At 32.9% G+C, this 13,386-nt stretch carries 11 protein-coding genes; 2 read left to right on the top strand and 9 right to left on the bottom strand.

The window, feature by feature from the left end; translation table 11 throughout:
* Positions 1–16 precede the first annotated feature (16 nt).
* From B3792_RS10650 to B3792_RS10635, 4 genes are all read right to left on the bottom strand, one after another.
* Positions 17–634 (bottom strand): DUF4230 domain-containing protein, encoded by a 618-nt coding sequence (locus B3792_RS10650; protein ID WP_291069564.1) that lies wholly within the window; start codon positions 632–634, stop codon positions 17–19.
* Positions 627–1,178 carry a TlpA family protein disulfide reductase gene (locus B3792_RS10645; protein WP_291069562.1) on the bottom strand — a complete coding sequence of 184 codons (552 nt, stop codon included), beginning with the start codon at positions 1,176–1,178 and terminating at the stop codon, positions 627–629. Before B3792_RS10645 ends, B3792_RS10650 begins: the two co-directional genes overlap by 8 nt.
* 35 nt (positions 1,179–1,213) lie before the next feature.
* Entirely contained in the window at positions 1,214–2,389 is a 1,176-nt protein-coding gene (locus B3792_RS10640) for a M14 family zinc carboxypeptidase (protein WP_291047072.1), read from the bottom strand.
* Between the two features lie 206 nt (positions 2,390–2,595).
* Positions 2,596–3,717 (bottom strand): GNAT family N-acetyltransferase, encoded by a 1,122-nt coding sequence (locus B3792_RS10635; protein WP_286495561.1) that lies wholly within the window; start codon positions 3,715–3,717, stop codon positions 2,596–2,598.
* 205 nt (positions 3,718–3,922) lie between these two features.
* On the opposite strand from B3792_RS10635, the gene B3792_RS10630 reads away from it, so the two are divergent.
* Positions 3,923–4,612, top strand: a complete 690-nt coding sequence (locus tag B3792_RS10630) for a zinc metallopeptidase (RefSeq protein WP_286495562.1) — start codon at positions 3,923–3,925, stop codon at positions 4,610–4,612.
* A 58-nt stretch (positions 4,613–4,670) separates the two neighbouring features.
* Here B3792_RS10630 and B3792_RS10625 read toward each other — a convergent pair whose 3' ends face one another.
* The 5 genes from B3792_RS10625 to B3792_RS10605 all read right to left on the bottom strand — a co-directional run bounded on the left by B3792_RS10625 (position 4,671) and on the right by B3792_RS10605 (position 12,183).
* Positions 4,671–6,446 (bottom strand): AMP-dependent synthetase/ligase, encoded by a 1,776-nt coding sequence (locus B3792_RS10625; protein ID WP_291069560.1) that lies wholly within the window; start codon positions 6,444–6,446, stop codon positions 4,671–4,673.
* Positions 6,447–6,567: 121 nt separating this feature from the next.
* Positions 6,568–6,804 (bottom strand): hypothetical protein, encoded by a 237-nt coding sequence (locus tag B3792_RS10620; RefSeq protein WP_038336082.1) that lies wholly within the window; start codon positions 6,802–6,804, stop codon positions 6,568–6,570.
* Between the two features lies 1 nt (position 6,805).
* The gene (locus tag B3792_RS10615) at positions 6,806–8,257 is read right to left on the bottom strand and encodes an MATE family efflux transporter (protein ID WP_115001065.1); all 1,452 of its coding nucleotides are present in this window, start codon (positions 8,255–8,257) and stop codon (positions 6,806–6,808) included.
* A gap of 140 nt (positions 8,258–8,397) precedes the next feature.
* Positions 8,398–10,155 carry an aspartate--tRNA ligase gene (aspS, locus tag B3792_RS10610; protein ID WP_286495565.1) on the bottom strand — a complete coding sequence of 586 codons (1,758 nt, stop codon included), beginning with the start codon at positions 10,153–10,155 and terminating at the stop codon, positions 8,398–8,400.
* Between the two features lie 120 nt (positions 10,156–10,275).
* A complete protein-coding gene (locus tag B3792_RS10605; RefSeq protein ID WP_180906385.1) occupies positions 10,276–12,183 on the bottom strand; it encodes an amino acid permease in 1,908 nt (635 codons plus the stop codon).
* Between the two features lie 140 nt (positions 12,184–12,323).
* Here B3792_RS10605 and B3792_RS10600 point away from each other — a divergent pair, with 140 nt between their 5' ends.
* Positions 12,324–13,349 carry a M28 family peptidase gene (locus B3792_RS10600; RefSeq protein ID WP_291069558.1) on the top strand — a complete coding sequence of 342 codons (1,026 nt, stop codon included), beginning with the start codon at positions 12,324–12,326 and terminating at the stop codon, positions 13,347–13,349.
* The last annotated feature ends 37 nt before the right edge of the window (positions 13,350–13,386 follow it).

The following is a 13,386-nucleotide window of genomic DNA, read 5'->3' as shown; positions in this document are numbered from 1 at the left end:
GGTTTTTAATTATTTATTAATTGTATAATTTATTCAATTCGTTGGCATAACTCGTTTTATCTTCTATCTTCCAACCATAGGTTTTTGCAAGGAAATACAAATCGCCAAGATTTTGAATTAATTGTTGATGTGCTTCTTGTTTTAGTTTGGTTTGATCAACCGTTTTTTCTACATGCTCTACTGCACGTTTCTTAATTCCGTTCAAATCATCTTTAGTAAATTTATTGAAAACACTTTGATCCATGTCATAAAAACTAACATCTGGATACACTTGGATTTCAACTGGAGGAATAGATTTGATGATAATTTTTTTATTCACCGAATCCAATTCAATATCCATTTTTTTCAAATCATACGTTGCTTGCGCTTTGGCTTTCACCAAAAGTGTCACCTTTTTATCCGCAGAAAAAATATGTGTTAAACCTGGTAATGATTTTTTTGACGTGTGATTGTATAAATCTGAATATGTTTGTTCAGCAACAATCATTTTATTCATTCGTTCGATTTGATACGCAATCACATGAGATTGTTCGCTATAGCTTTCAGATTTGAATTTATCCATGATGAAATATGTTATCATCACACCAAAAATAAAGGCTACAACGACAAGAATTATTTTCTTTAAATTATTCATTTGCATAATTTGGAGTCAGTGGCGTACCATTCACAATCTGTGCCAAATCTTCTTCTAAATAGCTAGAAACTGGAGATTCTACAATTCTACCAACTTCTTCTTTTTTATTATTATATACGATAATTGTCGGAACGTGCGTCACATTTTTATTAATTTCTTCTCCGTTGAAACTTTTCTTTTGACGATTTACACCAATCACTTTCAAACGATTTTGAGGAAATTTAATATCATCTAAAATTTTGTACAGACGCGGCAATTCACGACGAGAATCTGGACACCAAGTTCCTACAAAAACTTCCAAACGATAATTGCGTAAATCTTTTAAACCTTTCAATTTACTTTTTTCAACTTCGTATGTGTCATATTCTTGATGGTACCAATCCTTAAAATCATCTTCTTCCAACGCTTTTCTAGTGAATTCTCCCGTCAACATTTTCTTCCCATTTTCAGCTGTAATCGTACGATTCAACACTTTATTTTGAGCAAACGATTGCGTAGAAAATCCCAACATTGCAACAAGTGCAATTGCTAATATTTTTTTCATTGTATTTTTAGTTTATAGGTTAAATGTATAAATAATTATGAAATGATTTGCCCATTTTCAACTTTAATTGAGCCAATTTCGAAAGTCGCCAATTGATTCAATAAAGGATAATTTTTGGATGCTCCTTTATAAACTTGTTTTTCAGCATCAATTTCGAGATGACCAATAAATTTTCGCAAATCACCAATTTCAATAATTTTTGCGATTTGCTCTACCGAATTATTTTCTTCGTTGTATTCATCTTCAAAATAAATTCCCAAATCAACAACAGAAGATTTTTCACCATTCAGAATTTGAACATTATGAATCACAACATCCAAATATTTTTGTCCATTTTGAGGAATCGCTAAATATTCATCAAACGGAAAGTTATCTTGCTTAGCTAAAGCATTCAATCCTGCTAAAATAGCCAATGCATTGTATTTTCTTGTTGTATTACGTTGATAATCATTCGGAAAATGTCCCGCTTCAAATAATACGCACGGATAATCCATTTTTGTAAAATTATCCCCAGTAGACATCGGATAGAACTCTGATGTATAACGACCTACATGACCAGGAATTACTTTTTGCAATTCAATATTCATTGCCTGAATAATTCCCATCGTTTTTTCGCGAACTTCGTTTACATCTTCTTCAACATTGTAAGAAGGCGCCAAAAAAGAAAGCGTTGCAGGTTTTGCTGTTTGTCCAACATTGAAAATCGTACGCTGATCATGCAAATTGAATAACGTTTGATAATTTCCTTTCTCCACTTGATTCAACAAAACATGAATTTCTGTTGATTCTTTTGCTAAAAAGTCACGATTAATATCAATTCCAACCGCATTTCTACGTGTATTGACATTTGCACCATCAGGATTTAACATCGGAATAAAATCAATTGTCAATTGAGATAAAATGGTTTGAGCTAATTCAGATTTTTGTTCAAAAAAATTAATCACATCAAACATTGCACGCGTTCCAGAAGATTCGTTTCCGTGCATTTGAGACCAAATCAATAAACGTTTTTCTCCATTCCCGAAACTTAATTTATAAATCTCATTTCCTAAAAAAGATGTTCCAATTTGCTCTTTTTGACTTGATTTTAATGAAAAATAGTGATTTAAAGCTTCAAAATTTAACCATTTCGAATCAAAACCTTCTTGTCTGAAAGTTGAATATTCTTTCTCTAATTGATGAATATCAAACATATTTATTATGTTATACATTTATAATTTCTATGTTATAAATTTTGATTATCAAAATAAATAAAACCATCAATTCGAGTGAAATTCGTTTAGAATTTTGTATCGAGAATAAGGTTTTTGAAGATAAAATATATCTTAATTCTCGATACAATTTTTAAAAATAATCTTTCTAAAAATCACTCGAATTGACGAATTTTAATCCAAAATATACAACATTATTATTTATATTAAATTGATTTCTTGAAAGTTTTGCGACGTTTGTGATTTACAGGATTATATGCTTTCCATAAAACTTGAATACTTTCGTTGTCCGCTAATTCAGGGTTTGTTTCCAAAAATTTGATCCCGTTGTTTCTAAACGTATCAAACATTGCATTAAAAATCAATGCTGTAACTCCCTTTCCTTGAAATTTCGGATCAATTCCAATCAAATAAAATTGAGCAGAATCATTATTTTTACTTGCTTTCATTAAATGCCACCAACCAAAAGGAAAAATTTTACCTTTCGCTTTTTGCATCGCTTTCGAGTAAGAAGGCATCGTAATTGCAAACGAAACCATTTTTCCGTCTTCATCAACAATACAGTTCACAAAATCTGGATTGATAAACGGAATATATTTCTTTTTGTAATATTCTATTTGGTAATCCGCAATTGGCACATAAGTATCCAATTCGCTGTAAGTTTTATCTAACAAATCGAACATTTCGTCGACATACGGAATAATTTCAGAAGTTTTTGTAAACTTCAATTCTCGTAATTTGTAACGTTCTCGAATAATTTTATTAAATTTGATAACCTTTTCTGGCAATTCTGTTGGTGCAGCCAATTCATATTCCACCCACTCATTAGCCGTTTCAAAACCTAATGATTCTAAGTGTTGCGCATAGTACGGAAAATTATATAAACCAACCATTGTAGCCAATTTATCATATCCGAAAGTTAGCAAACCTGCCTTTTCCAAATTCGAAAAACCAACTGGTCCCTCTATATATTCTAATTGATTTTCTTTACCTATTTCCGTGACTTTTGCCAAAAGTACTTTCGTGACTTCGATATCATCAATCATATCAAACCAGCCGAAACGCATTTTACGTTTTTGTTGATTATTGACTTCTTGCCAATTGATAATTGCCGCAACACGTCCCACAATCTTACCTTCTTTTTCAGCAAGAAAATAACGCGCTTCAGCATCTTTAAAAACGGGATTTTTAGAAACATCTAATGTTTCCTTCTCCTCATTAATAAAGGGTGGAACGTAATATTGATTATCCTTATACAAATTCATCGGAAACTTAATAAATGCTTCCAAATCGTGTTTTGATTGTACTTCTATTATGCGAATACTCATAGCTTACAAAGGTAATGAGTTTTGTAATTTCAATTCAAAAATTTTTGAGCAAAATGTCAGTTTTTGTTCATTTTTATATGATTTAATACAGAACTCTGCCAAAAAAACTAACTTTTCTGCTATTTTTGTCTCTATTCACTTATTGGAATACTTTTTGAATTTTGAATAAATATTAAAATTGATTAAAAAATAAAATAGAAAATAGATGACAGGTTATTACATTATTATTGGGTTATTTATGCTGATTAGTTGGTTTGTTAGTAACCGACTGCAAAGTAAATTTAAGTATTATTCGAAGGTACATTTAGCAAACGGAATGTCAGGAAAAGAGATTGCAGAAAAAATGCTTTCTGATAATAATATTCGCGATGTTCGTGTTATCTCTACTCCTGGACAATTGACGGACCATTACAATCCTGCTGATAAAACGGTAAACTTATCGGAAGTTGTTTACCACGAACGAAATGCAGCGGCAGCAGCAGTTGCAGCGCACGAGTGTGGTCACGCAGTACAACATGCGGTTGGTTATAATATGTTGCATTTACGCTCGAAAATGGTTCCAATGGTAAACGTTGCATCTCGCTTAAATCAATGGATTTTGATGTTAGGATTAATCGTGATGGCTTCATCTAAAAATGCAACTTTATTGTGGATTGGTATTTTCCTATTTGCGGTAACAACAGTTTTCGCATTTGTTACTTTACCTGTAGAATACGACGCTTCCAACCGTGCGTTAGCTTGGTTAAAAGGAAACAATATGGTAATGCCAAACGAATATGAAGGCGCAAAAGATTCATTAAAATGGGCTGCAAGAACTTATGTAGTAGCGGCGATTGGTTCATTAGCGCAATTACTTTATTTTGTAATGATGGCAATGGGCGGACGACGAGATTAAAACTTAATTATTATAAAATTAAAAAAATCCCTTCAAAAATTTTTGAAGGGATTTTTTATTATTTCTTATCGTATAATTTATTGTATAAATCTTGATATTTAGCCAAGACATTTTTACGTTTCAATTTTAATGTTGGCGTTAATAATCCATCATCAATTGTCCATTCATCAGGAGTTAATTCAAACTTTTTGATTTGTTCCCAATGTCCTAAACCTTTATTCATTTTTTCAATTTCACGACCTATAATATCTAAAATTGCAGGCTCTTTAATTAAATCTGCCTTCGTTGCAGGTTCAGCAATTCCTTTGATACGTAAATAATCTTTCAACACTTGAAAATTAGGTTGAATAATCGCACAAGGCATCTTCTCTCCTTCTCCAACAACCATTACTTGCTCGATAAAACGAGATTGTTTAAACTTATTTTCAATAATTTGAGGTGCAATATATTTTCCTCCAGAAGTTTTGAACATCTCTTTTTTACGATCAGTAATTTTAAGTAAACCTCTTTCAAGAACTCCAATATCACCCGTTTTGAAATAACCATCTGGTGTGAATGCTTCAGCAGTTTTTTCAGGATCTTTATAATAACCTTGTGTAACGTTAGGACCTTTGACTAAAATCTCTCCATCTTCTGCAATTTTAACCTCGATTCCTTTTAATGGAGCACCAACAGTTCCGATTCCGAAACCATCTTTCTTCATACAATTCACCGAAATTACAGGAGAAGTTTCTGTCAAACCATAACCTTCTAAAATTGGAATTCCAGCACCCCAGAAAATATGATTCAAACGTGCTGCTAAAGGTGCAGATCCCGACACCATACATACTAAATTTCCTCCAACTCCTTCTTTCCATTTACTGAAAACCAAACTTTTCGCGATAGAATGTTTCAACCCAAATAATCCACCTTTTGGATTATAAGGATCGTAATCTTCAACAAGGCTTAAAGCCCACATAAAAATTTTCGTTTTAAGACCTCCTGCAGAAGCACCTGTATTGTAAATTTTATCGTAAACCTTTTCAACTAATCGAGGCACAACCGTCATTACATGTGGTTTGACCTCTTTCATATTATCTCCTAATTTATCGATGCTTTCTGCATACCAAATTCCAATACTCAAATGTTGATACAAATAAATCAACATACGTTCGAAAACATGATTAATCGGAAGAAAACTTAACGCAATCGCATGATTTGGAAAATCTGGAATACGATCAACAGACATTAAAACATCAGAAACGATATTTTCGTGCGTTAATACAACACCTTTCGGACGACCTGTTGTTCCAGAAGTATAAATCAAAGTTGCAATATCAGAAGGTTTTATCATCTCTTTGATACTATCTACTTCATGTTGTGTTGAATTATCTTCACCCAAATCTAAAATTTCTTTATAATTAGGAACTCCAGCAATTTCATCAAAACTATAAATCCCAACCAATGTTGACACTTTATCTTTTACAGCCGCAACCGTATCGTATAAACCTTTATCAGAAACAATGATAAATTTACATTCAGCATTATTTAAGATATAATCAAAATCATCTTCCGAAAGTGTTGGATATAATGGAACGGAAATCGCGCCAACTTGCTGAATACCGATATCACAGATGTTCCATTCGGTACGATTAGTTGAAGTGACTATTGCAATTTTATCTTGTGGCTTGATTCCTAATTGTAATAATCCTCGACTAAATGCATTTGCTTTGCCAACGTATTCTTGCGTAGATGTTTTCACCCAAGTTACGTTCACTTTAGACACCAATGCATCTTCTCGAGGATTATTTTCTAATTGATTTTGCGGAAAATCAAATAATCTTTTTATTTCCATGGTTTTGAATAATTTTCTTAGTTGCAAAATACTAATAAAAAAATTATAATGCAAGCATATAAAATTATTTTAGTGTAAATCTTACACCAATAAAAACATAGAAATTTTATTTATTTAAGACTTATTCTTCATCATCTAACAAAGACATTTCTTGATCATAAAAATCTAAAGCGTCTTCAATTAAATTAGCAATTTCAGTATTAAATTCTTCGTTATCTTCTTCTTCAGAAATATCTTCAAACCATTCAATATCGTCAGTTTCTACATCTAATAAAAATCGAGGATAATCTGTATGTAAAATAAAGATTTTGTCTGGCATTGTAGAGTTATCAGCCAATAAAAATTTTGGTAATTCCATTTTATATGTTTTTTAATTTATCTTCTAAAATTATTTCTGCATTAGGATTTTCCCTAATCATTTTCTTCGTTTGACGATTGTAACGAATCATCAAAAACACTGCCGAAGCTGTTAATCCAGTTCCTAAACCAATCCACATCCCAAATGCTCGCATTTCAAATACAATAGCTAAGACTACACCAATCGGAATTGCGATTAACCAATATGAAATAAACGTTAGAATAGAAGGGATTTTAACATCAGTCATTCCTCTCAAAGCACCTAGTAATACCAATTGTACGCCATCTGACATTTGGAAAAGCGAAGCAATGATTAATAAGGATGCAGCTAAATTGATAACATCTGGATTGTCTAAATAAATTGTTGGTAACTGATAACGGAAAATAATAAACAAAATTCCACACAAAATCATAAATGATAAAACCATTAAAATACAAGACCAACCTGCCTCTCTTAAGGTTTTATAATCTTTTAAACCTAATTGATTTCCGATACGAACCGTTGCTGCAACTCCAATTCCTGTACACATCATAAAAGTTGTGGAAGCTAAATTTATCGCAATTTGATGCGCTGCTAAATTTACTTTTGCTAATTCTTGATCTGCAATAGAATTTGTAAATGTATAACCGCAAACAAAGGCTGCCAAAGAGAATGCACTCATTTCGAAGAAAGAAGTTAACGCGGTTGGAATTCCAATTCCAGCAATTTTTCTGAAAATAGCTTTCTGAAAATTACTTGCCTTAAATTGAACTTCTTGTAATACAGATTTCGTTTTCTTAAAATTAAATAAAACAAGAATTAAGAAAATCATCATTACCAAACGCGCAACGAATGTTCCCCAAGCTGCACCAGCGACTTCTAAACGTGGGAATCCCCAGTTTCCATAAATCCAACCATAATTTAACGTAATATTAATCACGTTACTCAATACAGTTGCAATTGTAACAGGAATCGTTAAAGATAAACCTTCTGATAATTGACGAAACGTTTGAAAAATCATCAACGGTATCATCGAAAATGTCATAATCGTAAGATATGGAATACATTTTTCTACTACATCAGCGGGTTGTCCCATGTAGAACATCAGCGGTTTTAGGAATGTAATCAATAAGAATAAACCGATTGATAACGTAATATTTAAGACCAAACTGTGCGAAAAATAATTTGCAGCCATTTTTTTATCACCTTTCGAATCTTCTGCTGCAATCAATGGTGACAACGCAAAACTAAATCCGAAAGCAAATACTAAAACTGCAAAAAACAATGAATTTCCTAAAGAAGCTGCTGCTAGAGCTGTTTTACCCAAAACCTCATCTTCTATATTATCATATTTTCCACCTAAACCACCAACCATAATGTTATCAATAATGTTGACAGAAATTTGCCCCATTTGAGTAATCATTACAGGAAATGCTAATTTGATATTACGCCTTAAATGCTCTTTTAATTCCAATTTATTCTCTATTTACAATTGCAAAGATACAGCAAAGGTTTTGCTTCTACATTTAGAAATTGTGATGTAATTTAAAATTAATCAATAAAAAAAGACTACTTAAATAAGTAGTCTTTAATATTTATAGAAAATTTTTCTTTTTATTTTGCAACAAATGTTGACGCAATATTCAGTTCATCCATTTGTGTTTGATCAATTGGAGAAGGTGCATCAATCATGACATCGCGACCCGAATTATTTTTAGGGAATGCGATGTAATCACGAATTGTTTCTGAACCATCTAAAATCGATACAAAACGATCAAAACCGAATGCTAAACCTCCATGAGGTGGCGCACCATATTTGAAAGCGTTCATTAAGAAACCAAATTGCGCTTCTGCTTGATCTGGCGTAAATCCTAATAATTCGAACATTCTTGCTTGAACTTCTTTATCGAAAATACGAATAGAACCTCCACCGATTTCATTCCCATTTAAAACTAAATCATATGCATTTGCACGAACTTCACCTGGATTAGTCGCAATTAATTCCATATCCTCTGGTTTTGGAGAAGTAAATGGATGGTGCATCGCGTGATATCTTTCAGATTCTTCGTCCCATTCTAATAAAGGAAAATCTACAACCCATAATGGAGCAAAAACTTCTGGATTACGTAATCCTAAACGCTCTGCGATTTCCATACGTAAAGCCGATAATTGCGCACGAACTTTGTTTGTATTACCAGACATCACCAACATTAAATCTCCTGGTTTTGCGTTCATACGCTCTGCCCAAGCTGCTAAATCTTCTTGCGAATAAAATTTATCTACAGAAGATTTAAATGTTCCATCTTCATTATAACGCGCCCAAACAAGACCAGTTGCCCCAATTTGTGGACGTTGAACCCATTCGATTAATTTATCAATATCTTTACGTGTGTAAGCATTACAACCTTCCGCAGCAATACCAACAATTAATTCTTGTTCATCAAAGATTTTGAAATCTTTTCCTTTAGCTAAGTCTGTGATTTCACCGAATTCCATTCCAAAACGAATATCTGGTTTATCATTTCCATAACGACGCATTGCTTCTGCAAATGTCATACGTGGGAATTGTTCAAATTCTAATCCTTTGAAAGTATGTAATAAATGTTTTGCTAAACCTTCGAAAACATTCATGATATCTTCTTGTTCAACAAACGACATTTCACAGTCAATTTGTGTAAACTCTGGTTGACGGTCTGCACGTAAATCTTCGTCACGGAAACATTTTACAATTTGGAAATAGCGGTCTAAACCTCCTACCATTAATAATTGTTTGAATGTTTGTGGCGATTGTGGTAACGCATAAAATTCACCTGGATTCATACGAGATGGAACCACGAAATCACGCGCACCTTCTGGCGTAGATTTAATTAAAACTGGAGTTTCAACTTCTACAAATTCTTGTGCATCTAAATATTTACGAACTTCCTGCGCAACTTTAGAGCGGAAGATTAATTTTTCTTTTACTGGATTACGACGAATATCTAAATAACGATATTTCATACGGATATCTTCTCCACCATCTGTATTATCTTCGATTGTAAATGGAGGCAATGCAGATTCATTTAAAATTGTAATGTTTTCTGCTAAGATTTCGATATCTCCTGTTGGAATGTTTGGATTTTTTGAAGCTCTTTCGATTACAGTTCCTGTAACTTGAATTACGAACTCACGTCCTAAATGACGAGCAGTTTCAAATAATTCTTTCGAAGAACGTTCTTCATCTAAGATGATTTGTGTGATTCCGTAGCGATCACGTAAATCGATCCACATCATAAAACCTTTGTCACGTAGCGTTGATACCCAACCGCTTAACGTTACTTTTTCATTAATGTTGGCTTGTGTTAATTCACCACAAGTATGAGTTCTAAACATTTGTCGTCAAATTTATAAGACAAAGGTAGAGTTTTGAGGTGAAATAAAGAAGTTATATAACTTTTTTGATGAAATAATTTTAAGAAAAAAGCGATTCAAAATTGAATCGCTTTTTTACTATTATGAATTTTGATTTCTCAACTTACTATGTTTATAACCGTATGTAAAATAAATTGTCAAACCAATTGCGATCCAAATCAAGAAAATCATCCAGTTTTTTAATCCTAATTGTGCCATCATATAAAAACAACATAACATACCTGCAAGTGGAATAATAGAAGTTCTTTTGAAAAACGTTCTAACAACCATAAAAACATAAATCATTAAGAATAGAATCATTGGAATTTTGTGTTTGAAAACATCCCAACCTTTTTCCATCTTCTTATCCTCATAAACTGGCAATTTGCTCAAAGTAGATTTGTATTGTTCTGGTGATAGTTGAGCCAAATAATCATCCAAAAATTCAATTTCAGATCCTGTTAATTCATTAATTGTTGCATAAGAATCTTTTAGTTCTTTTGGCGTTAACGAACTTACAAAATGTTCAACTGGCATAGGTTGCGGTTTATTCGTAAAGAAATCAATCGAATCATCTTTAAACGTTGTTGCGCATAAAAATACAATCACCGCAGTTACAATTGGCATAATGTATTTTGCATTGATAAAAGGCGTTTTAAAATTTCCTCTTTTCGCATTTGGATCAGCATCCATACGAAGTACAGCCGCACAAACCAACACAAAAGCAAACAAAGTTCCGATAGAACAAGCATCAACAACCAATTCTAAATCTGTAAATAAAATAGGAATACCTACAACAAATCCAGTAAAAATAGTCGCAAAAGATGGTGTTTTAAATTTTGGGTGAATAGTAGAAAATTTCTTTGGTAATAAACCATCGCGAGACATTGTCATCCAAATACGAGGTTGCCCAATTTGAAAAACAATAAATACACTCGCCATCGCTACTACAGCCGAAAAAGCAATAATTCCTGCCAACCACTTTAAATCTTGAATTTTATCAAAAACATACGCCAAAGGATCTCCAACATTCAATTCAGAATAATGAACCATTCCCGTAATTACTAAAGCAATCAGCACATATAAAACAGTACAAATAATGATAGACGCAAAAATTCCACGAGGCAAATCTCGCTTCGGATCTTTACATTCTTCCGCAGTTGTGCTAATCGCGTCAAACCCAATATAAGCGTAAAAAACAGACGAAACTCCAGCCAAAACGCCTCCTACTCCATTCGGTGCAAAAGGATTCCAATTATCTGGATTCACATAAAAAGCGCCAACCACAATTACCAAAAGCACCACTGCTAATTTTAACACAACCATTGCGTTACTTGCTTTTCTCGATTCATTAATACCGCGATAAACCAAAGCTGTAATCAAAAAAGTAATGATTAATGCAGGAATATCCACCACTAAATTGAATCCTAAATATGGTGCATCTTTGAAAGCTAAATATTTTGGGATTTCTTGTGCATAAGGCGAATTCGCAATTCCTTCTAATGTTTTACCTTTCGCTAATTCATTCGAAACAAATTCAAAACCTTCTCTCGCCGTAAAATAATCCATTGTCATCCATTCTGGCAGATGTAATCCCATTCCGGAGAGCAAGGTGGTAAAATAATCACTCCACGAAATCGCGAGCACAATATTCCCAATCGCATATTCCATAATCAATGCCCAACCAATTACCCAAGCAAATAATTCTCCAAATGCAACATAGCTATAGGTATACGCACTACCCGAAACAGGCACTAACGAAGCAAATTCTGCATAAGCAAAAGCTGTAAAACCACAGGCAATTGCCGTAAAAATAAAAAGGAAGATAACTGCTGGACCGCCCTCGAAACTTGCTCGACCAATGGTACTAAAAATACCAGCTCCAACAATTGCGGCGATACCAAAACCTGTTAAATCTCGAACACCTAAGGTTCTTTTCATTGTAGACGTGTTCTTTGCAGACTCTGCTAAAATGGATTCGACAGATTTTTTTCTGAATAATTGTGACATAATTTATTTAAAAACGGGCAAATATAAAAAAGACAATCCCAAAATCGGATAGAATCCGTATAAATATTGGTTTTTTATTCAAATTTTCTTTTTTATTCTGCTTGGTTAGATTAATTTTAAATTTAATTCAAAAAATTAACATGAAACAATTTTTATTTGCAATTGCTTTAGCTGCTACTTTAGTAAGTTGTGATTCTACAAAACCAATTTCTCAGGAGAAATATCAAAAGAGTCTTGTAAAATATACAGATAAAATTTCTGAAGCTGAATTAAAAAAACAGCTTTACATCATTGCTGCGCCTGATATGGAAGGTAGAAATGCTGGAACTGAAGGCGAAATAAAAGCGGGAAACTATATCTCTAATTATTACAAAGAATTAGGAATTAATGGACCAAATAATAATTATTTCCAAATTATTCCTGCTGGAACTTTTAACCGAGTAAAAGGTCAAATGAGAAATGTGATGGGATTCATCAAAGGATCAGAAAAACCAGAAGAAATTGTGGTGATTTCGGCACATTATGATCACGAAGGAATAAAAGATGGAAAATTATATGCTGGTGCTGATGATGATGGTTCTGGAACTGTTGCTGTAATGGAAATTGGTCGTATTTTCCGCGAAGCTGAGAAGAAAGGAATTCGTCCAAAACGTTCGGTTTTATTGCTACATGTTTCTGGTGAAGAAAAAGGATTATTAGGTTCTAAATATTATTCAGAACATCCAATTTTTCCTCTTGCAAACACAGTTGCAAATGTTAACATTGATATGATTGGTCGAGTAGACTACGAACATAATGAACAAACAAGAGACTTTGTTTATGTAATTGGTTCTGAAATGTTGTCTTCTGATTTACACAAAGCTGTTTTAGCAGCAAATGATGGATTAGGAATTAATTTAGATATGCGTTACAATACGCCAGATGATCCAAATCGTTTTTATTACCGTTCTGACCACTATAATTTTGCGAAACATAACATTCCGTCTGTTTTCTTCTTTAATGGTGTGCACGATGATTACCACAAACCAGGCGATACACCAGACAAAATTGAATATGATTTATTGACGCGTCGTACAAAATTAGCTTTCAATACAATTTGGATTTTAGCAAACGTCGAAAATAGACCAGTTGTAGACAAAGAATCTCCTATGCCTTCTACAAGATAAATATAAAAAGTATACATTAAAAAATCCCTTGAATTCA

This window comes from Empedobacter sp. UBA5924 (assembly GCF_002431085.1).
Lineage (GTDB): Bacteria > Bacteroidota > Bacteroidia > Flavobacteriales > Weeksellaceae > Empedobacter > Empedobacter falsenii_B.
Note: the sequence above shows the minus strand (reverse complement) of the source record. Positions and strands in the feature narration are given on the sequence as shown.